Raw genomic sequence first — 22,433 nt, 5'->3', positions numbered from 1 at the left:
GCATAACGCACTCACGAGTATTCCATTTCCTGATGCAAAGCCAGTCAGGAGATTTTGCAGCGAAGTTTGACCCGGCATGCCGCCGTTCCGTCAATGTTTGTCCTGCCCAGGGGGCAGGATCGGCGATACCGCCGATGCGCCGCTTGCGCACAGAATTGCGGGACCGCATGTGACCCAATCAGGAAGTCGGCTTGATATCAAACCTGTTTTTCTCGATCTTTACATCGACACTTCTTTCGGAAAGCGCCCATCGATAGTCATTGGGCCGTCAAATACTGGCTGCATCCTTGCGTGAGTGCTGCGCAAGGAATGTAAATGAAACGTATGTTGTTCAATGCGACGCAAGCCGAAGAGCTTCGCGTCGCGATTGTCGATGGGCAGAAGCTCGTCGATCTCGATATCGAGACCGTAGGCAAGGAACAGCGCAAAGGCAATATCTACAAGGGTGTGATCACCCGGATCGAGCCTTCGCTGGAAGCCTGCTTCGTCGATTACGGCACCGAACGCCACGGCTTCCTGCCGTTCAAGGAAGTGTCCCGCTCCTATTTCCAGGGCTATGACGGCGGCCGTCCGCGCATTCAGGACGTGCTGCGCGAAGGCATGGAAGTGGTGGTGCAGGTGGAGAAGGACGAGCGCGGCAACAAGGGCGCCGCTCTGACCACCTATATCAGCCTGGCCGGCCGCTACCTGGTTCTGATGCCGAACAACCCGCGCGGCGGCGGCGTGTCCCGTCGCATCGAGGGCGAGGAGCGCCAGGAGCTGAAGGACCTGCTGTCGCAGCTGGAAGTGCCGCACGGCATGAGCCTGATCGCCCGCACCGCCGGCATCGGCCGGAATCTCGAAGAGCTGCAGTGGGACCTCGGTTACCTGATGCAGCTGTGGCGCGCCATCGAAGGCGCCGCCGGCGCCCAGTCCGCGCCGTTCCTGATCCTGCAGGAAGGCAGCCTGGTGATCCGCGCGATCCGCGACTATTTCCATCCGGATATCGGCGAAGTGCTGATCGACACCGAGGAAATCCACGACCAGGCCCGTCAGTTCATGAGCCATGTGATGCCGAACATGCTGTCGCGTGTGAAGCTGTACAAGGACCATGTGCCGCTGTTCTCCCGTTTCCAGATCGAACACCAGATCGAAACCGCGTTCTCGCGCAGCGTGCAGCTGCCGTCCGGCGGCGCCATCGTCATCGACCACACCGAGGCGCTGGTATCGATCGACGTCAACTCGGCCCGCGCCACCAAGGGCGCCGACATCGAGGAAACCGCGGTCAAGACCAATCTGGAGGCGGCTGAGGAAATCGCCCGCCAACTGCGCCTGCGCGACCTGGGCGGCCTGGTGGTGATCGACTTCATCGACATGGAAAACCCGAAGAACCAGCGCGACGTCGAAAACCGCCTGCGCGACGTTCTGAAGCATGATCGCGCCCGCGTGCAGATGGGCAAGCTGTCCCGCTTCGGCCTGTTGGAGCTGTCCCGTCAGCGTCTGCAGCCGTCCCTGGGCGAGACCAGCCACGAGCCATGTCCGCGCTGCCACGGCATCGGCTTCATCCGCGGCACCGAATCGTCGGCGCTGCACATCCTGCGCATCATCCAGGAAGAGGCGATGAAGGAAAACACCGGCGCGGTGCACGCGCAGGTGCCGGTCGACGTGGCCACCTTCCTGCTGAACGAGAAGCGCGCCGAGATCCACTCGATCGAGGAGCGCCTCGACGTGGACGTGGTGCTGATCCCGAACATCCATCTGGAAACCCCGCATTACAAGATCGTGCGCGTGCGCCACGACGACCTGGCCGAACTGGGCGAGGCGCCGAGCTACAGCCGCGTCGAGGTGCAGGAAGAGGATGTGATCACCAACTTCGGCCAGGAAAAGCCGAAGGTCGAGCGTCAGGAAGCCGCCGTCAAGGGCATCACGCCGCAGCAGCCGGCGCCGACCGTCGCGCCGGCCGCCGCCAAGCCGGTCGAATCCGTCGGCCTGCTGGCAGGCATCGCCGCCTGGTTCAAGGGCCTGTTCGCCGAGCCGGAGAAGGCGCCGGAACCGGAAGCCCGCAAGAAGCCGGCCGCCGCCCGCAACGAGCAGCGCGGCAACCGCGCGCGCCAGCAGGAACGCCGCACCGGCGGCCAGGCCCGCCGCGAGCACGAGCAGCGCCGCCATCAGGACGAGAGCAAGCCGCCGCGCCGCCAGGCCGACGATCGGGCCGAGCGCAAGGACGGCGAGCGCGCCGAGCGCGCAGAGCGAGCCGAACGCAAGGAGGCGCCGGGCCGCGAACGCGAAGAGCGCAACGAGCAGCCGCGCGAGCCGCGCGGCAACCGCCGCCGCGAACGCGAAGGCCGCGAGCCGCGCGAGGCGAAGGAAGCGAAGGAAGTGCGCGAGCAGGCGCCGCGCGAGGAGCGCGTAGCCGAGAAGGCCGAGAAGCAGGACAAGCCGCAGCAGGAGCCGCGTCGCCGTCAGGCGCCGGCCGCCGCGCCGGCCGAGGCCGTCGAGAAGCCGGTGCAGGAAGAGCTGCACCTGGATGCAGAAGGCGAGCAGGCCGAGCAGGAGCGCGGCGAACGCCGCCGCCGCCGTCGCCGCGACCGTCGCCGCGACACCCCGGACGCTCAGCTTGAAGGCGTCGCCGCCGAGACCGGCGACGCGTCGCTGGCCGAGACCGCCGGCATCGCCATCGCCGTGACGGCTGTGGCCGCCGAGGCTGTGGCCGAAGCCGCCGAAGCCAAGCCGGCCGAAACGCCGGCCCCGGCCGCCGAGACGGCGCAAGCCGCTCCGGCACCGGCGGTCGCCGCCGCCGAGCCGCTTGCCGAGGCCGAGTCCTCCGCACCGGTGGAAGCCGTCGCGGAAGCGCCGGCGGCCGTGGCGCCGGTGGTCGTGCTGGAGTCCGAGCCCGAGGTCGTGGTGGTGACGCCGGTTGCGGTCGAGGTCGCCGAGGTTCAGGCCGTGAAGCTCGAGGCTCCGCAGCAGGCGGAAGCGGTCGAGGCCGAGCCGGCGGTCGAAGCGGCGGAAGCCGCACCGGCCGTCGTCGAGCCGGTCGAGCCGCTCGCCGAAGCCAAGCTTGAAGCCGAAGCGCTGCCGGTGGCGGAAGCCGTCGCCGCGCCCAAGGCGGAGCCGCTGGTCGAGGCGCCGAAGGCCGAGGCCAAGCCGCTGGATCTGGGCGGTCTGGTGATGGTATCGACCAAGCCGGTGCAAGCCGAGGCGGCGGTCGAGCCGGAGCTGCCGCAAGGCCCGCGCCGCCGCGACGTGGCCGTCGCGGCCGACGCCGACGCGCAGCAGCCGGTCCAGCTGGTGCAGGTGGAAACCCGCAACAACTGACCGCGCGCAGGACGGAGAGGGCCGCTGGCCCTTTCCATCGCCGGAAGTGTTGACAGGAGGTTGCGATTAGCTTAAGATCGCTTTCTCTAAACGTTCCCTGATAGCTCAGTTGGTAGAGCGACGGACTGTTAATCCGCAGGTCGCAGGTTCGAGCCCTGCTCGGGGAGCCAGCATTCAGAAAGCCCGCACGAAATCGTGCGGGCTTTTTCCGTTTCCGGCCCTGGCGCTCAGCCGGTGGCCGCCGCGGCGACGCTGCTGTGCCGCATATGCAGAGGATTGGCCTGCAGATGGGCCAGAATGATGTCCCGGACCGCGGTGGCCGGCACGCTGTCCCCTATCAGGCTGTCCGGCTCCGAACTGATCAGCAGCGGCCCGGCGTCCGCGTCGTCGGTCGGCCGGCCGTGCGAGCCTTTGACCAGCGAGGCGTCCAGCGGTATCACGTCCAGCAGGCTGCGCTGGCCCAGCTTGCGCTTCAGCAGCGTCCAGGCGATCTTCAAGCGGGGCAGCGGCAGTCGCGGATCCAGGAACAGCTCGACCGGGTCGTAGCCGGGCTTGCGGTGGATGTCGACGGTGCGGGCGAAGTCCGGCGCCCGCGCGTCGTCCAGCCAGTAGTAGTAGCTGAACCATCGGTCCGGCCGGCTGATCGCCACCAGCTCGCCGGCGCGCGGATGGTCGAGGCCGTACAGCCGCTTGCCGTCGCGGTCCAGCACCGTCTCGACGCCGTCCAGCGCTTCCAGCAAGGCTTTCACCTCGGCCGTCCGCTCCGGCTGCCTGACGTAGACGTGGGCCACCTGGTGGTCGGCCAGCGCGAAGGCGTCCGAGGCGCCGCAGTCCAGCTTGTCCTCCCCCTGTTCCTGCCGCACCCTAAGCAGGCCGGCGCGCCGCAGCGCCCGGTTGATCGCCACGTCGCCGCCGACGGCGGTGACGCCGTATTCGGACAGCGCCAGCACGCGGGCGCCGTCGGCCCCGGCCTCTGCGATCAATTCCTCGCACAAGGCGTCCACCGCCGCCACCTCTGCGGCGATGGACGGGTGCTCGGGACCGAGCTTCTGCAGGCAGTAGTCGAGATGGGGCAGGTAGACCAGGCTCAGCATCGGCCGGCGGCTGCGGTACAGGTGCAGCGCGCAGTCGGCTATCCAGCGGCTGGAGGCGATGCCGCTGGCCGGGCCCCAGAACTGGAACAGCGGAAAATCGCCGAGCTTTTGCCGCAGCTCGTCGTGCAGTTCGGCCGGCGCGCTGTAGAAGTCCGGTATCTTGCGGCCGTCGGCTTTGTAGATCGGACGCGGGGTCACGCTCCATTCGACATCGGCGTACATGTTGTACCACCAGAACAGCTGGGCGCAGCTGAAGTCGGCGTGCCGGCGCCGCGCCTCGTGCCACAGCTTCTCGCCGTCGATCAGGCCGTTGTTCTGCTTCCAGAACAACGGTTCGGCCAGTTCGCGCGAGTACCAGCCGTTGCCGACGCAGCCGTGGCGCGCCGGCGGCTGGCCGGTCAGATAGGTGGCCTGGGCCGGGCAGGTCAGCGCCGGCGTCACCGCGGCCAGCGGCCGCATGCTGCCTTGCTCGGCCAGGCGCCTCAGCGCCGGCGCGTGCCGCAGCAGCCGCGGCGTCAGGCCGACGACGTTCAGAACCAGCAGGCGGGGCATGATTCAGCCGTCCAGCGCGTCGACTTGCGGCTGCTGGCCGCGCAGCACCGAGTTGCCCTGCCATTGCCGGCGCTGGTCGACGCCGAGCGCGGTCTCGGCCTCGGCGATGTCCAGTCTGCCGCTCTGGGCGAAGAAGCGTATCGGGTTGGTCCAGACTATGGTCTCGATCTGCTGTTCGGGGATGCCCGCCTCGCGGAAGGCGAGGGCGGTCTTCGGCACCTTCAGCGGATCGCTGATGCCCCAGTCGGCGGCGCTGTTGACGATGATGCGCTCGCTGCCGTACTGCTGCACCAGCGCCACCATCCTCGGTTCGCTCATCTTGGTGTGCGGATAGATCGAGTGGCCTGCCCAGCAGCCGCTGTCCAGCACCAGCGGCAGCGTCTCTTCCGTGTTGTGGTCTATCAGCACCATGCATTCGTCTATGCCGCTGTCGCGGACCAGGGCCAGGCTGCGTATCGTGCCGGCCTTCTTGTCGCGGTGAGGGGTGTGCACCAGCACCGGCAGCTCGTGCTTGATCGCCAGTTCCAGCTGCAGCTGGAAATAGCGCTCCTCGGCCGCCGTCTCGTCGTCGAAGCCTATCTCGCCGACGGCTACGACGCCGTCCTTGTCCAGATAGCGGTCCAGCAGCGCGATCACCCCGTCGGCGACGACCGGATTGTTGGTTTCCTTCGGGTTCAGCCCCAGCGTGCAGAAATGGCGGATGCCGAACTGGCCGGCGCGAAAGCGTTCCCAGCCCAGCAGCGACAGGAAGTAGTCCTCGAAGGTGCCGACGTGGGTGCGCGGCTGGCCCATCCAGAAAGCCGGTTCGACGACGGCCCGTATTCCTCCGCGGTACATCGCCTGGTAGTCGTCGGTGGTGCGCGAGCTCATGTGGATATGGGGGTCAAACATTTTCATAGCGGCTTCCTTTCAGAACGAGGTGGATGTCGGCCGGAACGGCGCGGTCGGCGGCGCGCCGCTCGCTGGCCAGATCGGCGACCATGCGGAGCAGCTCGGGCGTCAGCCGCCGCCGCAGGCCGTCTACGCGCAGCAGCGAGGCGCCGGTGAACAGCGCCTTCAGCACCAGCTGGTTGAAGTTGGCTTCCGGGAAGAAGCGCGCCGGATAGCTGTTTTCGCAGGCGATCGCCTCGAAATTGCCCTGGATGTGGCTGCGGCAGGCGTCGACGGCCAGTTCCAGCCAGGCTTCCGGCCGCGGCAGCAGCGGCAGGGCGCGCAGCAGGCTTTGCTGCTCGCCGGCGTCGCCGCCGCGGAACAGCCGCCACGGCAGCGTTTCCGCCTGCGTTCCGCCTGCCGCCGGCAGCGCCAGCAACAGCAGCAGCAGGCGACCGATGTCGCCGGGCGACCAGTCGGCCGGCGCGACTGCGCCGGCGTCGCGCAAGGCGTCAAGCAGCGCCGGCGTCGGCGGCGGCAGCGCTTTCAGCTTGCGGGCGGCGGTGCCGTAGTGTTTCTGCAGCGCTTCGGCATCGGGCAGCGCGGCGACGGCGTCCGGCAGTTGCCGCAGCCAGGCCCGGGCGTCGGGGTGGGGCAGGGCGGCCTGGCCGATTTCTGTCTGCAACAGGGTGGCCAGCATGTTCAGGTCCCCGCGATGCGTTGTTGGAAACGGTGGGTCAGGACGAAGGCCAGCGCGCCGCCCAGCGCCCACAGCGGCAGGCCGTGCATCGCCATCAGGAAGGCGTCGTTCAGCGAGATGCCGGCGATCAGCCCGCCGACGGCGGCGCGGATGTCCGGCTGGCGGCGGAAGGCCAGCCAGACGCAGCGCGCCACCCAGGCCGCGAACAGCGCCAGGCACAGCGCGGCGAGCCAGTCCGGCGGCTGGGTGAACAGGTAGAGCAGCGGCGCGGCCAGTCCGCACAAGGGCAGCAGCTTGGCGATGCGGCCCTGGTTCTCGTGCCGGGCGGCGTAGCTGAGGCCGATCAGATAGGCCAGCAGCAGCATCGCGCCGAGCCAGACCGGCGGCGGCAGCCGGCCGCCGGTGACGGCCAGCGCCGACGTGATGTAGACCAGCGCGCGGCACAGGCCCATGATCAGCGGACTGAAGCGGTTACGCTTGTGGTACAGGTCGTAGCCGACGACGCAGCCGGCCAGCAGCAGGCCGGCCAGCAGCGCGGGGACGCCGAGGCCGGCCAGCAGCAGCACGCCGCCGCCGAGCATCGCGTAGCCGCAGACGAAGACTTCGACGACGCCGGCGCGGCCGGACGGGATCGGCCGCTCCGGCCGCTCGACGGCGTCGATGCGGCGGTCGTGGGCGTCGTTCAGGAACATGCCGGCGATATAGATCAGCGACAGCGCCAACAGCAGCCTGGCCAGCACCGGCAGGCCGGGCAGCTGGCCTGACAAGGCGGCGCCGGCGGCCACATTGCTCCATACCGTAGGCAGATTGGACACCCGTCCCAGTTGCAGCGCGGCGCGCCAGTTCATCATCGCAGTCGCTCCTTGACCCAGTTCAGTTCGCGGGCTATCGCATCGGCGAGCTCGGCGTCGCGGTAGGCCTCCGGCAGCACGTGCCAGCTATAGGTTTCGACTTCCAGGTGATCGCTGACCGGCCGGCGGCGATGCCGCGCCAGCACGGCGGCGACGAAATCGCCGGTGCCGGCCATCGCGCCGAGCTCCCTGGTCCACAGCGGCACGTGGAAATGGATGCGCCATTCGGCGCCGGCCGCCTCGTCCAGCCGGTCCAGCGCCGCCGGCAGGTCGTCGAAGCGGCGCAGGCCGTCGGCGCCGCGCTGCACCACCTGGTGCAGATAGCTGTCTTCGGCGAAGTCCTGCAATTGCGCGCGGTGTTCGGGGCCGACGGCCGGCAGCCTGAGGCCGGCGCTCAGCTGCAGCTTGACGACGTCCAGGCCGGCGGCTTCGAGCCGGTCCAGGCTGTCGTCGGGGTCTTCGAACTCCACGGCGGCGTGGCAGCAATCCAGGCACAGGCCGAGGTGGCGGCGCAGCAGCGTTTCGGCGTGGCGCGGCGGGCAGCGGCATAGCCGCGCCAGTTGTTCCATCGCCAGCGGCGACAGCAGGCGGTCTTCGAAAAAGGCGACGGCGTCGGCGCAGGTTTCCAGCAGGCAGGCCGGTTCCGGCTCCAGCGCCAGGCGGATGCAGCGTCCGCTTTCCATGTGCAGCCGCTGCAGGAAGGCGACGTGATGCAGCAGATTGTCGAGTATTGCCCGCGTGGAGTCGGGGTCGGCGCGGGCGTCGGCGGCGAAGGCGCCCGGCACGGTGCTGACGCTGCCCCAGGGCAGCTCCGGCGGCATCAGCCGGGCCAGCAGGACGGCCAGCCGGTTGCTGTATTCCAGCCGCTCGGTCCGGCGCCAGTCGGGCTGGTAGACCTGCTGCTTGACGCCGGCGCCGTGGAAGCGGCCGTAGGGGAAGCCGTTGACGGTGAACACATACAGGCCGTGGCGGGTCAGGAACTGGCGGAACTCGAGCAGCAGATCGGCCTGCCGCTCCAGCTGCTGGGCGGCCAGCGCCGACAGCCGCAGGCCGACGCCGAGGGGCGCGTCCGGCGAGACCCTGGCCTTGACCGCCGGCAGATAGCGCCCGAGCGCCGCGCGGGTCTGGTCCCAGCTTTCGCCGGGGTGGATGTTGCTGCAATAGCATAGATGGCCGAGGGCGGCATCGCCGCCGTCCAGCCTCACGAGCAGGCCTCGGGTATGCCGTGGCGCAGCCAGCCTATGCTGTCCTCCAGCATGGCCCGGTCCATCTTGTGGACTTCGACGCCTTGCCCCAGCGCCTGCAGCAGCGTGACGGTCAGCTCGCCGCCCAGGTGTTCGCGGAATTCGTCCAGGCCGGCCAGCACCTGGTGCCGGCCGCTGCCGTCGCGCCATTCCAGCAGCGGCGTCCACAGCGTGAAGCCGAGCCTTTCCAGCAGCCGGCACAGCCGGCTGGCGGCGTCGACGTGCAAGAGGCCGCTGAGCACCGCGTAACAGGTGTCCAGCGCCATGCCTATCGCCACCGCCTCGCCGTGGCTGAGCTGATAGCCGCTCATCGCCTCCAGCTTGTGCGCCGCCCAGTGGCCGAAGTCCAGCGGGCGGGCGCTGCCGAACTCGAACGGGTCGCCGGCGGTGCCGATGTGGCGCAGATGCAGTTCGGCGCAGCGCCGGATCAGGTAGCGGCAGGCCTCGTCGTCGCCGCGGCTCAGCTGCGCGGCGTGCTCCTCCAGCCAGCAGAAGAAATCGAGGTCGCGTATCGCGGCCACCTTGACCGCCTCGGCCATGCCGGCGATGCGGGCGCGGGTCGGCAGCGTGGCGATGAAGTCGTAGTCGTTGACCACCGCGTACGGCGGGGCGAAGCTGCCGAGCAGATTCTTGCTGCCGAAGGCGTTGACGGCGGTCTTCACGCCGACGCCGGAATCGTTCTGCGCCAGCACCGTCGTCGGCACGCGGACGACGCGCACGCCGCGGTGGACGGTGGCGGCGGCGAAGCCGGCCATGTCCAGCAGCGCGCCGCCGCCGATGACGACGACGGCGCTGTGCCGGTCGATATGCTGTTCGTGCAGCCATTGCTGCAGCGCCTCCAGCATGGACGGATCGTTCTTCACCGCCTCGCCGCCGGGCAGCAGCCGCGGCGCGGCGGCCAGCAGCAAGGCGTCGCCGTGGTGCTCGGCGTAGCGCTCAAGCTGGGCGGCCAGGCCGGGCCTGTGCTGGGCCACGCCCTGGTCTATCACGGCGACGAAGCGGTGGCGGACGCCGGTGCCGTCGCGGGCGATGGCGTAGCGCAGCGTGGCGTTGTCCGCCTGCAGCAGGGCCCGGGTGAACAGCACCGGATATTCGAAGGACACGCTGAAGCGTTGCAGGACCGCCTCGAAAGGCGGCATGTGATCGGATTCGGACATGGCGGTCTCCATTGGGGGCGCGTCAGTCGTAGCTCATGCCGTTCTGCACATCGCGGTAGACGAAGCTCAGGCCTATCGGCAGCCTGGCCGGGCTCTCCTCGTAGCCGAGCAGCATGGCCGGGTCCATCAGGCTGGCGGCCAGCACCTTGAGGTCGAACATCAGGCCTATGGCGGTGTCCATCTGTGCCGGCTCGCCGTTGAAGGCGCGGTGCAGCGCGTTCAACAGGCTGCTGTAGCTGTAGGCGAAGCGTTCGATCAGCGTCCGCTCCTGGGTGTTCTGCGGATAGTCCTCGGGTTTGGGCGTCGGCGGCATCGGCCATACCCCCTGCGGGTCGAACGGTATCGGACGGCCGCCGAAGCAATAGCCGTCGCCGTCCGGGCTGGGGGTGATCTCGCGCTGGTGGTAGATCGATTCGAATTTGTAGTAGTGGGCGAGGTCCTGCAGTTTTTCCGGCGCCTTCGGATCCTGGTAGGGCGAGTTGTGGGTGCCCTCGCCCTGGGTGATGATGACGTCGATCGCCGCAAGGGCGCTGTCGAGGTCGACGATGGGAAACAGCACCGCCTCGGGGAAATAGTGCAGCACCTGCTTGTCCCGGTGGCCGAAGCGTATCTGGTCGGCCAGCTCGGTCAGCTTCAGCTTGATGCTGTCGTAGAACTCGCCGATGGTGTGGAAGGCCGGGGTCGGCTGATTGGTGGCGTACAGCTGCCTGAGCTGGTGTATCGGTATCGGCTCGGCCGGTTCCTCTATCGCCATGAAGACGTCGCGCGTCAATTCCAGGTTGAATGCCTCTATGCCTACGGTCAGATCGCCGCCTATGCCCATCGGCAGCGGTCCGGGATAGCGCGGAATGAAGTCCGGCGTGTTGATGCGCGGATGGCCGCCTATCGCGATCAGGATGTTGGCGGCGATGGTCATGTGCAGCATCTCTTCCATCACGATGCCGTGTATCAGCGCGGCGATTTCGCGGTTCTGGCCCGGCTTCAGCGACAGCTGCGCCGTCAGATACGGCGGGATGGTGCTGTGTTCCAGCTCCACCGCCTTCTGCAGGAAGAAATGCAGCTGTTCCGGCGTGGTGGCGGCGAGCAGTTCGCGGACGAATTTCGGATCGATCTTGAGCATGGCGGCTCCTTACTTGATCGTTTGCTGGCGCGACGGCTTGGCGACGCGGGCGGGCTGCTTGCGCAGGGCCTCGTCCGGGCTGAGCTCGATCTCGACGATTTCCGGTTCCGCCGGCTGGGCTTGCGGCTGATTGTCCGGCGGCAGCGCGTCCAGCCACTGCAGCAGCATTTCGCGCTTGGCGTCGGACAGGTCGCGCGACACGGGCATGTAGTTCGGATCGCCGGGCGGCAGCGAAAAGGCCAGCCGCAGCGCGCGGCGATGCGCGCTGACCGAGGCGTAATCGCCGAGGTCGACCAGGTGGCGGCTCATGATCGGATACAGATTGCCGTATTGCTTCAGTATCGGTTGGATGTCGCGCTCCCAGGTCGGCTGCAACGGGACGGCGACGCGGTTGAAGGCGAGCAGGCTGACGAAGTTCCAGTATTCGCAATACGGCCCGCCGGGCGCGGTGGCCATCCGGCCGGCGCGGGTGTCGGCCGGCGGCTGGAAGCCGTAGCTGAGCGCGTACAGCTGGCCGTCGATATAGCCGCGCGGCGCGTCGCCGAGCGGAGGATGGGCGGTGACGGCCAGCGTCCCCTTGCCGTCGGCGTTGGTGTCCAGACAGGGCGGCAGGCCCAGGTTGGCCTCGGGAAAGCCGACCTCGGGCGTCGGCACCGGCGGCGTCAGTGCATTGTCGCCCATGCCGGTGCCGCCCATGGGATTGCTGTTGGGATTGCCGGGCGGCAGCTGCCAGGCGTAGAGCCGGGTCGACAGCGGCAGACCGAAGTGGCTGGCGTAGAAGTCCACCGGCTGCGGCTTGTCCGGATTGAGCCGGAAAACATGGCCGTCGGCGCGGACGTAGCGTCCGTCGGCGGCCTCGTAGTTCAGCACCGGATAGCTGCCGTCCATCTTCTGCGGCCCCAGCAGCAGCAGCGGTCGCTGTTCCAGGTGGGTGGCGACGAAGTCCTTGTGTTCGCGCGTCTTCAGCTTGCGCTGTCTCAACTCCGGGCTGTCGCCGTCGGCCGGCAGCTCGGCGTCGCCGACGGCGTAGCGGAAGCCCTGGATGCCGGCGGTCCTGGCGTACCAGCCTTCCTGCTGGTAGTCGACGGTGCCGAGCGCGGCGAACTGGTCGGCATTGACGCTGGCCGGTATCAGGTCGACGCTGTCCTTCAGCAGGGCCAGCGTCAGCGTGCCGATATTGTGCAGCACGCCGGTGGAGTCGGTGATCGGCAGCGCCAGGCCGAAGTCGGCGTACAGCGTCTGCTGCCTGGGCCGGTTCAGGCACTGGAAGCCGTAGACGCCTCCCAGCGGCTGGGTGGGGAAGGGCGCGCCGTTGGGGCCCGTCGGCTGCAGCGGCGTCGTCAGGTGGCGGCCCAGCACGAAGTGCTTCGGCTCGCGGGCATGATAGGGACCTATGCTGCCGCTGACCAGGCCCATCGTGAAGCGGCGGCTCTGGTTGTTGCGGGTATAGCCGTACAGATTGAAGTTGACCGACAGCAGGCCGTCGGCGGTGGCCTGACGCAAGGCGTCCAGCAGCGGCGAGTCTATGCCGCCGTGCCAGCTGACGTCGTGCAGTATCGACTGGTAGCTGGCGGCCATCGGCTGTTCCCAGGGCAGCGCGTTGATCTGGCGCCGCCACAGATTCATCAGCGCCACCGGCAGCAGGTCGCCGCAGAACAGCGCGCTGTGTCCGGGGGCGGCCAGCCGCAGCTGCACGCCCCACAGTTGCGACACGTACTGCATCTGCGGATCGAGATCGACGATCTTGCCCGGCGGCCGCCGGTCGGCGTTTTCCAGCCGCAGTCCGACCACCGGGTCTTGTTGCGGCGAGTCCAGGGTCTGGTCGCCGAGCTGGCCGCCGGTGATCTTGCACTCGATGAAACGGAAGATGCCGGTGCCTTCCGGATTCCAGTAGCCCTCGGCGCCTTCGGGGCCGCCGTCGGGATAGTGCTGGCGCTGGTATTCGGGCTGGAAGGCGGCGTTGTCGTAATAGCGGACATCGTTGTTGACGGTGGAGGGGTCGGCCTGGAAAACGCCGGTGAAGTTGATGCGGGGCGTGTCGAGATAGCTCATGCCTGTCTCTCCGGAGGGCGTGTGGCATTCATTGCGCGAGGGGCCTTAGCCAGCATAGGAATGGCGCTTAATGCCATGCAAATTGGCGGTGCTGTACTTTATGACAGGTGCGGCGATGGGCGGCCGCTTATAAGGGAATTGCAATGCCATTGGTATTTTTTGTGAAAAAAGCGCCACGCCGCCGCAAACCGCCCTAAGATTGCATCCTTTCGACACACGGATTTTTCCGCGCGCCGGCCCGTCCGCGCCGCGCGCGGCGCAACAACGATGCAAGCACTCGAATCCCTGAATCAAACGCTGTTCCTGCTGATCAACGCCACCGCCGAAACCTCCCCGTTCTCCATCAAGCTGGCCACCTTCGTCGCCAAGGACGTGCTGTTGCTGCTGCCGCTGCTGCTGGCCTCGCTATGGCTGTGGGGGCGGCCGGTCCTGCGCGACACGGTGCTGAAGTCGGCGCTGCTGACCGGCGTCGCCTTGCTGGGGAACTGGGCCATCGGCCTCGCCTGGCCGCATCCGCGACCGTTCGCGATCCCGCTGGGCCACACTTTTCTGCTGCACGACGCGACGCCGTCGTTTCCCAGCAACCACGGCACCATCTTCGCGGTGATGGCGCTGTGCTGGTGTTTCAGCCCGGCGCGCGGCTGGGGCTGGCTGCTGGCGGTCGCCGGCCTGGCCGTCGCCTGGGCGCGGGTCTTCCTCGGCGTGCATTTCCCGCTGGACATGCTGGGCGCCTTGCTGGTGTCCGTCTTCTGGTACGCTAGCCTGTCGCCGTTGTGGGCGCGGCAGGGGACGGCGCTGACCGTCGGCCTGGAGTCGCTGTATCGCCGCCTGCTGGCCAAACCGATCGCCGCCGGACTCATCAGGCACTGAGCTTGCAGGGCTCCCGGCCGGCGCCTTGCCCCGCCGGGAGCCATGATGCCGCAACCGTCCGCACCGTTTTCCTCTTCCCCCGGCCGCCCGGCCATGCCGCGCGGCGTCTGGGCGCTCGGCGTCGTCAGCCTGCTGATGGACGTCTCGTCCGAACTGGCGCACAGCCTGCTGCCGCTGTTTCTCGCCGGCACGCTGGGCGCGCCGGCGCTGGTGATCGGCCTGATCGAGGGCGTGGCCGAGGCCACCGCGCTGATCTGCAAGGTGTTCTCCGGCCCGCTCAGCGACTGGCTGGGCCGGCGCAAGCCGCTGCTCTTGCTGGGCTACGGCCTGGCCGCGGCGTCAAAGCCATTGTTTCCGCTCGCCCATTCCGCCTCCACCGTCCTGCTGGCGCGCTTTGTCGACCGCGTCGGCAAGGGCGTGCGCGGGGCGCCGCGCGACGCCTTGATCGCCGACATCGCGCCGGCCGAGATCCGCGGCGCCGCCTTCGGCCTGCGCCAGAGCATGGACACCGTCGGCGCGGTGCTGGGGCCGCTGCTGGCCATGGCGCTGATGCTGGTCTACCGCGACGATATCCGCGGCGCGCTGTGGTGGTCGCTGCCGCCGGCGCTGCTGGCGGTGGCGGCGCTCTGGCTATGGGTGAGGGAGCCGGCCGGACGTGCGGAGCGCGAGCCGCGCGCGGCCTGGTTCGGCCGGGACGTCCTTTCCCGCTTCTCCGTCGGTTTCTGGGCGGTGGCCGCGCTGGGCGCCTTGTTCACGCTGGCGCGCTTCAGCGAGGCCTTCCTGGTGCTGCGCGGCGCGCAACTGGGGCCGTCGCCGGCCTGGGCGCCGCTGACGATGGCGGCGATGTCGGCCAGCTACGCGCTGAGCGCCTATCCCTTGGGCCGCTTGTCCGACCGCGTCGGCCGCGCGCGGCTGTTGCAGTGCTCGCTGTTATTGCTGATCGCGGCCGATCTGGCGCTGGGCTGGGCGAGCGGCGCGCCGCTGCTGCTGGCCGGGGCGCTGCTATGGGGCCTGCATCTCGGGTGCAGCCAGGGCCTGTTGTCGGCCTGGGTGGCCGAGCGGGCGCCGCCGGGATTGAGCGGTTCGGCCTTCGGCCTGTTCAATCTGATCTGCGGCGCGGCGACCTTGCTGGCCAGCGTGGCCGCCGGCGCGCTGTGGCAGCGCTGGGGCGCGGCCGCGACCTTCCATGGCGGCGCCCTGTTCGCGGCGGCAGCGCTGTTGTTGAGCCTGTGTCTGCGGTGGAAGAGGCATTTGTGATCGATACTGTCTTTATTATGACTTGATTGCCTGTTTTTTAAGCGCGCGGCGGCCGGATGATGGTAAAGTGTATAAAAGTTATTTGCTTATATTTATTTGTTATGTGTTGGCGGAGTGAGCATGTCTGAACGTGAAGTTTGCTTGTGGCCGGAGTTCGTCAAGGCTCTGAAACAGGAAGTGGTGCCGGCGCTGGGCTGTACCGAGCCGATTTCGCTGGCGTTGGCGGCGGCGCTGGCGACGCGCGAGCTGGGCAAGACGCCGGAGCGCATCGACGCCTGGGTGTCGGCCAATCTGATGAAGAACGGCATGGGCGTGACCGTGCCGGGCACCGGCACCGTCGGCCTGCCGATCGCGGCCGCCGTCGGCGCGCTGGGCGGCGACCCGGACGCCAGGCTGGAAGTGCTGAAGAATCTGACCGTCGAACAGGTCGCCGCCGGCAAGCGGATGCTGGCCGACGGCAAGGTCAAGCTCTCCGTGGCCGCCGTGCCCAACATACTGTACGCCGAGGCCTGCGTCTGGCACGGCGACGAGTGCGCGCGGGTCGCCATCGCCGACGCCCACACCAATGTGATCAAGATCGAGCTCAACGGCGAGGTGAAGCTGAAGCGCGAGGCCGCCGACGCCAAGCCGGCGGAGAGCTACGATCTGGGCGACGCCACCGCGCGCGACGTCTACGAGTTCGCGATGCGGGCGCCGCTGGACAGCATCGCCTTCATCCACGACGCGGCGGTGCTGAACGGCGCGCTGGCCGACGAGGGCATGAGCGGCAAGTACGGCCTGCACATCGGCGCGACGCTGCAGCGGCAGATCGAGGCCGGGCTGCTGTCCGAAGGCCTGCTGTCCAATATCCTGACCCGCACCACCGCGGCGTCCGACGCGCGCATGGGCGGCGCCACGCTGCCGGCGATGAGCAATTCCGGCTCCGGCAACCAGGGCATCGCCGCGACGATGCCGGTGGTGGTGGTGGCCGAACACGTCAAGGCGGACCGGGAGACGCTGATCCGCGCGCTGGCGCTGTCCCACCTGATCGCCGTATACATCCATACCCGGCTGCCCAAGCTGTCGGCGCTGTGCGCGGTGACCACCGCGTCTATGGGCGCGGCGGCCGGCATGGCGCAGCTGTTGAACGGCGGCTATCCGGCGGTCAGCATGGCGATCTCCAGCATGATAGGCGACCTGGCCGGCATGATCTGCGACGGCGCGTCCAACAGCTGCGCGATGAAGGTGTCGACGTCGGCAGGCTCCGGCTACAAGGCGGTGTTGATGGCGCTGGACGGCACCCGCGTCACCGGCAACGAGGGCATCGTCGCCCACGATGTCGACGTGTCCATCGCCAATCTGGGCAAGCTGGCCACCCAGGGCATGGCGCAGACCGACACGCAGATACTGCAGATCATGATGGACAAGCGCTGAGCGCGGCGCGCCATCATCGCGAAAGCCCGGCGACGCCGGGCTTTTTTACGGCTGGCCGCCGCGCGCGCTCAGGTATTGCGCCGGCGGCGCGCCCAGCGCGCGCCGGAACATCGCGATGAAATTGCTGGGCGAGGCGTAGCCCAGCGCGTCCGATACCTCGGCGACGCCGAGGCCGGAGGCCAGCCGTTCCATCGCCCAGACCAACTGCGCCTGCTGTCGCCAGCGCGAGAAGCTCATGCCGGTGTCGGCCTGGATCAGCCGGCGCAGATTGCGGCCCGACAGCGCGCCCAGCGCCGCCCATTCGTCGGCCGGGCGGTCCGCCGCCGGATCGGCCAGCATCGCGTCTGCGATGCGCCTCAGCCGTGGATCCGCCGGCATCGGCAGGTGCAGGGCCTCGCGCGGCGCCAGGCGGATTTCGTCGACGATGACGGCGACGATGCGTTCTTGTTCCGGCAGATGCGGCGCCTCGGGCCGCCACGAGGCCGCCCGCCGGACCAGCGCCTGCATGAGGGGCGTGATGGCCAGCACGCAGGGCTGCGCCGGCAGCCTATCGCAGCGGGTCGGCCGCAGAAAGACGCTCCAGCCGTCGAGCGCGCCGCTGACGCGCACCCGGTGCGGCGTGTCCGGAGGCAGGTAGCCGGCGCGGTGCGGCGGCAGCAGCCAGGCGCCGTGCGGCGTCTGGACGTGGATCAGCCCGTTGCCGACGCAGAGCAGCTGGGCGCGCGCATGCCGGTGCCAGTCGTATTCGCGGGTGCCCAGCCGGTATTCGCGGCCGTCCTCGTCGCCGCCGGCCAGCGCGATCAGGTCCGGGCCCTCCAGCCATTCGCTGAAGTCGGCGGGAGACGGTATCGATTCCATGATGGCCATTATTCACTATTTCATGTCCGGATGCCGTTATATGGGTGGCTCCGGCTCGGCCGACAATGATGGGCGCGGCCAGCCGTGACCGGCCGCCGCATTCATCTGAAACGGAGAGTCATCATGAACGGAGTGATCATTGTCGGCGCCGGCATAGGCGGCCTGTGCCTGGCGCAGGGACTGGCACGGGCCGGCATCGGCTTCGAGGTATGGGAGGCGGACGCCGGGCCGCGGATACGGGACCAGGGTTATCGGCTGCGGATAGACGCGGCGGGGCAGCGGGCGCTGCGTCAGTGCCTGCCGCCGGCGCTGTTCGACTTGTTCCGCGCCAGCTGCGCGACCAGCGGGCCGGCGCGCTTCGTCGATCCGCGCCTGGATCCGTTGCCGGGCCGCCGGCCGGAGAACTGGCGGGAGAATGCCGGCGCCGGCCAGGCCGACGGCGACCTGAGCGCGGATAGGCAGGCGCTGCGGGACATCCTCAGCCACGGCCTGGGGGCGCGCATACGCTGGGGACGGCAGGCGAGGGGATTCGAACGCGACGGCGACCGGATGGTGCTGCATGGCGCCGATGGCCATGCGCACCGGGCGGATCTGCTGATCGCCGCCGACGGCCTGAACTCGACGCTGCGCCGACAATGGCTGCCGCGGGCCGAGCCGGAGGCGACGGGCGCGCTGAACCTGTACGGCAAGGCGTCGCCGGCCGGTGTCGATCCGGCCTTGCTGGACGGGCCGACGGTCGTCTTCGCAGACGGCTTCACGCTGGTGGTCGAGCCGATGCGCTTCCCCGCGGCCATGGCCGAGTTGGCGGCCCGGTACGCGCCGGATTGCGGGCTGGGCCCGGTGGAGGATTACGTCTACTGGGCGCTGTTCGGCCGCGAGGCCTGCCTCGGCGGTCCGCTGTCCGGAGACGAGCCGGCCGATCGCTTGCGCCGGCGCGTCGCCGACGCGTCGCGCGGCCTGCATCCCAGCCTGGCGGCCCTGCTGATGGAGACCGGGGCGGACGCGATCAAGGGGAGGCCGGTAAGGATGGCCGGCGGCGTGCCGGCGTGGCCGTCCGGGCGGCTGACGTTGCTGGGGGACGCGATACACGCGATGAGTCCGGCCGGCGGCGTCGGCGCCAACACGGCGCTGGCCGACGCCGCGATGCTGGCGGCCTGCCTGGCCGACGGCGACGTCGATTCGGCCGTCGCCCGCTACGAGGCCGACATGCGCCGCCGGGCCGAACTGGCGCTTATGCAGACGCGGGCCGGCAACGAGCGCCTGCTGCGGCGGCATCGATAGGCGGCTATTCCTGCGTCGCCGGGCTCAGCGCCTGGCGCACGCTGGCCTCGTCCAGCGCCGGCGCGCACAATTCGATGAAGCGGTAGGCGTAGCTGCGCAGGTAGTGGCCGCGGCGTATCGCGATGCGGCTGGTCTGCTGGCCGAACAGCGGCGGCCCCGCCACCACCTTGACGCCGGTGTCGCGCCGCGGGTCCACCGCCATCGAGGCGACGATGCCGACGCCGAGCTCCAGTTCGACATAGGTCTTGATCACGTCGGCGTCCAGCGCCGCCATCACGATGTCGGGCGCGAGGCCGGCCTCGGCGAAGGTGTTGTCTATCCTGGCCCGGCCGGTGAAGCCGCGGTGGTAGGTGACGATCGGGTGCCCGGCCAGCGCCTCCAGCGACAGCGGCTGATCGTGCAGCGGGTGCGCCGGCGGCGCGATCACGCAGTGGTGCCAGCTGTAGTACGGGAAGGAGACCAGTTCCGGCACCTCGGTCACCGCCTCGGTGGCGATGCCGATGTCGGCCTCGCCGGCCAGCAGCAGCCGCGCCAGCTCGTCGGGGCTGGCCTGGTGCAGCACCAGGTGCACGCGTGGAAAGGCGCGCTTGAACGCCGTCACCACCGGCGGCAGCGCGTAGCGCGCCTGGGTGTGGGTGGTGGCTATCGTCAGCTGGCCCTCGTCGCGCAGACTGAACTGTTCGGCCAGCCGCTTGATGTTGCCGGCGTCCAGCAGCATCCGCTCGACTATGGTCAGCAGTTCCTTGCCCGGATCGGTCAGGCCGAGGAAGCGCTTGCCCTTGCGGACGAAAAGCTCGACGCCGAGCTCGTCCTCCAAATCCTTGATGTGCTTGCTGACGCCCGATTGCGACGTGAACAGCGCATTGGCGACCTCGGTCAGGTTGAAGCCCTGGCGGACGGTTTCGCGGATGATGCGCAGCTGCTGGAAGTTCATGCGTCGCCTCCTTGCGCGTCGGCGGCGAACACGCGCGCGGCGCGCGCCTGCAGCCGTACCGTCTGGCCGGCCGACAGCGAGGCCAGCAGCGGATCGCCGGCCGGCAGCTCGGCGTCGAACAGTTGGCCGGCCAATTCGTCCACGCCCTCCAGTTCGATGCGGGACAGGCCGCCCAGCGTCAGCACCCGCTGCACCCGCGCCGGCAGGCCGGCGCCGTGGGCGGGCGCGATGGCCAGCTCGTGCGGCCGGACGAAGGCCTCGACCGCCTGGCCGTGCGGCAGCTGGTGATCGGCGGCCAGCGTCTGGCCGCCGACGGCGACGGCGCCGGCGGCGCTGAGGCCGCGGATGCGGTTGGCGCTGCCGAGGAAGCCGTAGACGAAGGCGCTGGCAGGCGAGCGGTAGACCTCGTCCGGCGCGCCTATCTGCTCGACGCGGCCGTGGTTCATCAGCACCACCCGGTCGGCCACTTCCAGCGCCTCTTCCTGATCGTGGGTGACGAAGATGGAGGTGATGTGCAGCTCGTCGTGCAGCTTGCGCAGCCAGCGGCGCAACTCCTTGCGCACCTTGGCGTCCAGCGCGCCGAACGGCTCGTCCAGCAGCAGCACGCGCGGCTCCACCGCCAGCGCGCGGGCCAGCGCGATGCGCTGGCGCTGGCCGCCGGACAGCTGGGCCGGGAAGCGGTCGGCCAGCCAGTCCAGTTGCACCAGGTCCAGCAATTCGTGGACCTTGCGGGCGATCTCGGCCTCCGACGGGCGTTGGCGGCGCGGCTTCATCCTGAGGCCGAAGGCGACGTTGTCGAACACGCTCATGTGGCGGAACAGCGCGTAATGCTGGAAGACGAAGCCGACCTGGCGCTCGCGCACATCGGTGGAGGAGGCGTCGGCGCCGTCCAGCAGCACGCGGCCGGCGTCGGCCTGCTCCAGGCCGGCGATGATGCGCAGCAGCGTGGTCTTGCCGCAGCCGGACGGACCCAGCAGCGCCACCAGCTCGCCGCCGGGGAAGTTGAGGCTGACGTCGTCCAGCGCGACGAAGCCGCCGAAGGCCTTGCGGATGTTTGCTACTTGTATGCTCATGATCGGTTTTCCTTGATGCCGCGCCATTCCACCCAGCTCTTCAGCGCCAGCGTCAGCAGCGCCAGCATCGCCAGCAGCGACGCCACGGCGAAGGCCGCGGCGAAATTGTACTCGTTGTAGAGGATTTCCACGTGCAAGGGCAGCGTGTTGGTCTCGCCGCGGATGTGGCCGGACACCACCGACACCGCGCCGAATTCGCCCATCGCCCGCGCGTTGCTGAGTATCACGCCGTACAGCAGCGCCCAGCGCACATTGGGCAGCGTCACGTGCCACAGCACCTGCCAGCCGCGCGCGCCCAGCACCACGGCGGCCTCCTCCTCCTCGCGCCCCTGGGCCTCCAACAGCGGAATCAGCTCGCGGGCGACGAAGGGCACGGTGATGAACAGCGTGGCCAGCACGATGCCGGGCACCGAGAAGATCACTTTCAGGCCGTACTCGGCCAGCCACGGGCCGAACCAGCCGTGGCTGCCGAAGACCAGCACGAAGATCAGGCCGGCGACCACCGGCGATACCGAGAACGGCAGGTCTATCAGCGTGACCAGCAGGCCCTTGCCGCGGAAGTCGAAGCGGGTGACGGCCCAGGCGGCGGCGACGCCGAAGGCCAGGTTCAGCGGCACCGACACCGCGGCGGCCAGCAGCGTCAGCCTGGCGGCGGCCAGCGCGTCCGGCTCGACCAGCGCCGTCAGATAGGTGTCCCAGCCCTTGGCCAGCGCCTCGGCGAACACGGCGATCAGCGGCAACAACAGGAAGAGGGCGAAGAAGCCCAGCGACAGCGCCAGTATCGTCCATTTGACGGCGCGCGATTCGCGGGTGGCGGCGCGGCCCTCCAGCAGCGCGGCCTTGTCGCCGGAGGCGGGCAGGCGGACGGCGGCGGCGCTCATCGTGCCCTCCCGGCGCGGCCGTGGCGACGCGCGCTCCAGAACTGCAGGCCGTTGATGGCCAACAGCAGCAGGAAGGACGCGCCCAGCATCACCGAGGCGATGGCGGTGGCGCCGGCGTAGTCGAACTGCTCCAGCTTGCTGATGATCATCAGCGGCGTGATCTCCGACACCATCGGCACATTGCCGGCGATGAAGATCACCGAGCCGTACTCGCCGACGGCGCGGGCGAAGGCCAGCGCGAAGCCGGTCAGCAGCGCCGGCTGCAGCGCCGGCAGGATCACGTGGCGGAAGGTCTGCCAGCGGCGGGCGCCGAGGCTGGCGGCCGCTTCCTCCAGCTCGGTTTCCAGGTCCTCCAGCACCGGCTGCACGGTGCGCACGACGAAGGGCAGGCCGATGAAGATCAGCGCGACCAGCACGCCCAGCGGGCCGAAGGCCACCTTGAGGCCCAAGGGCTCCAGATAGCGCCCCAGCCAGCCGTTGCCGGCGTACAGCGCGGTCAGCGCGATGCCGGCCACCGCTGTCGGCAGCGCGAACGGCAGGTCCACCAGCGCGTCGACCAGCCGCTTGCCGGGAAAGCGGTAACGCGCCAGCGACCAGGCCAACAGCAGGCCGAACACGGTGTTGACCGCCGCGGCGGCCAGCGCGACGCCGAAACTGAGCCGGTAGGACGCCAGCACGCGCGGCGAGGCGGCGGCCTGCCAGAAGCTTTCCAGCGGCTGGCCGGCGGCGCGCAGCGCCACCGCGGCCAGCGGAATCAGCACCAGCAGCGACAGGTAGCTGATGGTGAAGCCCAGCGACAGGCCGAAGCCGGGCAGGACGCGGGGAGGGCGGGGTGGCGGGGCGAGTGTCGCGGACATCGTGGATTCCAATTCATATAACCGAATAAACGATATCTGCGTGGTTCTTATTCTGAAAATAAGTATTTCTTC

18 protein-coding genes and 1 tRNA gene are annotated in these 22,433 nt (G+C 69.1%); 6 read left to right on the top strand and 13 right to left on the bottom strand.

Annotated elements, in window-relative coordinates; all coding sequences use genetic code 11:
* The first annotated feature begins 315 nt into the window (after positions 1-315).
* Both WNM05_RS15515 and WNM05_RS15510 read left to right on the top strand, forming a co-directional pair.
* Positions 316-3,297, top strand: coding sequence for an Rne/Rng family ribonuclease (locus WNM05_RS15515; protein WP_434628461.1), 2,982 nt, complete (start codon positions 316-318; stop codon positions 3,295-3,297).
* A gap of 94 nt (positions 3,298-3,391) precedes the next feature.
* Positions 3,392-3,467, top strand: a tRNA-Asn gene (locus WNM05_RS15510).
* A 57-nt stretch (positions 3,468-3,524) separates the two neighbouring features.
* Here the strand turns inward: WNM05_RS15510 and WNM05_RS15505 are convergent.
* Genes WNM05_RS15505 through WNM05_RS15470 form a run of 8 tightly spaced genes read right to left on the bottom strand, consistent with a single transcriptional unit; the run spans position 3,525 to position 12,937 of the window.
* On the bottom strand, positions 3,525-4,943 hold the full coding sequence (locus tag WNM05_RS15505; RefSeq protein WP_434628458.1) for an alkaline phosphatase family protein: 1,419 nt from the start codon (positions 4,941-4,943) through the stop codon (positions 3,525-3,527).
* A gap of 3 nt (positions 4,944-4,946) precedes the next feature.
* Entirely contained in the window at positions 4,947-5,840 is an 894-nt protein-coding gene (locus WNM05_RS15500) for a TatD family hydrolase (RefSeq protein ID WP_434628455.1), read from the bottom strand.
* Positions 5,827-6,513 carry an EboA domain-containing protein gene (locus WNM05_RS15495; RefSeq protein WP_434628452.1) on the bottom strand — a complete coding sequence of 229 codons (687 nt, stop codon included), beginning with the start codon at positions 6,511-6,513 and terminating at the stop codon, positions 5,827-5,829. The genes WNM05_RS15500 and WNM05_RS15495 overlap by 14 nt, the downstream gene beginning before the upstream one ends.
* Positions 6,514-6,515: 2 nt before the next feature.
* Entirely contained in the window at positions 6,516-7,364 is an 849-nt protein-coding gene (locus WNM05_RS15490; protein ID WP_434628449.1) for a UbiA family prenyltransferase, read from the bottom strand.
* Positions 7,361-8,569 carry a metabolite traffic protein EboE gene (eboE, locus tag WNM05_RS15485; protein ID WP_434628446.1) on the bottom strand — a complete coding sequence of 403 codons (1,209 nt, stop codon included), beginning with the start codon at positions 8,567-8,569 and terminating at the stop codon, positions 7,361-7,363. Before eboE ends, WNM05_RS15490 begins: the two co-directional genes overlap by 4 nt.
* Positions 8,566-9,765 (bottom strand): 3-dehydroquinate synthase, encoded by a 1,200-nt coding sequence (locus WNM05_RS15480; RefSeq protein WP_434628443.1) that lies wholly within the window; start codon positions 9,763-9,765, stop codon positions 8,566-8,568. The genes eboE and WNM05_RS15480 overlap by 4 nt, the downstream gene beginning before the upstream one ends.
* A 22-nt stretch (positions 9,766-9,787) precedes the next feature.
* Positions 9,788-10,885, bottom strand: coding sequence for a ferritin-like domain-containing protein (locus WNM05_RS15475; protein WP_434628440.1), 1,098 nt, complete (start codon positions 10,883-10,885; stop codon positions 9,788-9,790).
* Between the two features lie 9 nt (positions 10,886-10,894).
* The gene (locus WNM05_RS15470) at positions 10,895-12,937 is read right to left on the bottom strand and encodes a hypothetical protein (RefSeq protein ID WP_434628437.1); all 2,043 of its coding nucleotides are present in this window, start codon (positions 12,935-12,937) and stop codon (positions 10,895-10,897) included.
* A gap of 267 nt (positions 12,938-13,204) precedes the next feature.
* On the opposite strand from WNM05_RS15470, the gene WNM05_RS15465 reads away from it, so the two are divergent.
* The 3 genes from WNM05_RS15465 to WNM05_RS15455 all read left to right on the top strand — a co-directional run bounded on the left by WNM05_RS15465 (position 13,205) and on the right by WNM05_RS15455 (position 16,477).
* Positions 13,205-13,807, top strand: coding sequence for a phosphatase PAP2 family protein (locus WNM05_RS15465; protein ID WP_434628435.1), 603 nt, complete (start codon positions 13,205-13,207; stop codon positions 13,805-13,807).
* 45 nt (positions 13,808-13,852) lie between these two features.
* Positions 13,853-15,064 (top strand): MFS transporter, encoded by a 1,212-nt coding sequence (locus WNM05_RS15460; RefSeq protein ID WP_434628432.1) that lies wholly within the window; start codon positions 13,853-13,855, stop codon positions 15,062-15,064.
* Positions 15,065-15,184: 120 nt separating this feature from the next.
* Positions 15,185-16,477 (top strand): serine dehydratase subunit alpha family protein, encoded by a 1,293-nt coding sequence (locus tag WNM05_RS15455; protein ID WP_434628429.1) that lies wholly within the window; start codon positions 15,185-15,187, stop codon positions 16,475-16,477.
* A 45-nt stretch (positions 16,478-16,522) separates the two neighbouring features.
* Here the strand turns inward: WNM05_RS15455 and WNM05_RS15450 are convergent, their stop codons facing one another.
* Positions 16,523-17,344, bottom strand: coding sequence for an AraC family transcriptional regulator (locus tag WNM05_RS15450; protein WP_434628427.1), 822 nt, complete (start codon positions 17,342-17,344; stop codon positions 16,523-16,525).
* A gap of 114 nt (positions 17,345-17,458) precedes the next feature.
* Here WNM05_RS15450 and WNM05_RS15445 point away from each other — a divergent pair, with 114 nt between their 5' ends.
* Positions 17,459-18,616: an FAD-dependent oxidoreductase gene (locus WNM05_RS15445; protein WP_434628424.1), complete on the top strand. Its 1,158-nt coding sequence runs from the start codon at positions 17,459-17,461 to the stop codon at positions 18,614-18,616.
* A gap of 4 nt (positions 18,617-18,620) precedes the next feature.
* Here WNM05_RS15445 and WNM05_RS15440 read toward each other — a convergent pair whose 3' ends face one another.
* The 4 genes from WNM05_RS15440 to cysT are packed head-to-tail and all read right to left on the bottom strand — an operon-like array spanning position 18,621 to position 22,361.
* Positions 18,621-19,550, bottom strand: coding sequence for a CysB family HTH-type transcriptional regulator (locus WNM05_RS15440; RefSeq protein ID WP_434628421.1), 930 nt, complete (start codon positions 19,548-19,550; stop codon positions 18,621-18,623).
* Positions 19,547-20,623: a sulfate/molybdate ABC transporter ATP-binding protein gene (locus tag WNM05_RS15435; protein WP_434628419.1), complete on the bottom strand. Its 1,077-nt coding sequence runs from the start codon at positions 20,621-20,623 to the stop codon at positions 19,547-19,549. The genes WNM05_RS15440 and WNM05_RS15435 overlap by 4 nt, the downstream gene beginning before the upstream one ends.
* The gene (cysW, locus tag WNM05_RS15430; RefSeq protein WP_434628416.1) at positions 20,620-21,504 is read right to left on the bottom strand and encodes a sulfate ABC transporter permease subunit CysW; all 885 of its coding nucleotides are present in this window, start codon (positions 21,502-21,504) and stop codon (positions 20,620-20,622) included. Before cysW ends, WNM05_RS15435 begins: the two co-directional genes overlap by 4 nt.
* Entirely contained in the window at positions 21,501-22,361 is an 861-nt protein-coding gene (gene cysT, locus WNM05_RS15425) for a sulfate ABC transporter permease subunit CysT (protein WP_434628414.1), read from the bottom strand. The genes cysW and cysT overlap by 4 nt, the downstream gene beginning before the upstream one ends.
* Positions 22,362-22,433 lie beyond the last annotated feature (72 nt).

This window comes from Chromobacterium sp. CV08 (assembly GCF_051129845.1).
Classification (GTDB): domain Bacteria; phylum Pseudomonadota; class Gammaproteobacteria; order Burkholderiales; family Chromobacteriaceae; genus Chromobacterium.
The sequence above is the reverse complement of the archived record's forward strand: the minus strand, read 5'-3'. Positions and strand labels throughout refer to the sequence as shown.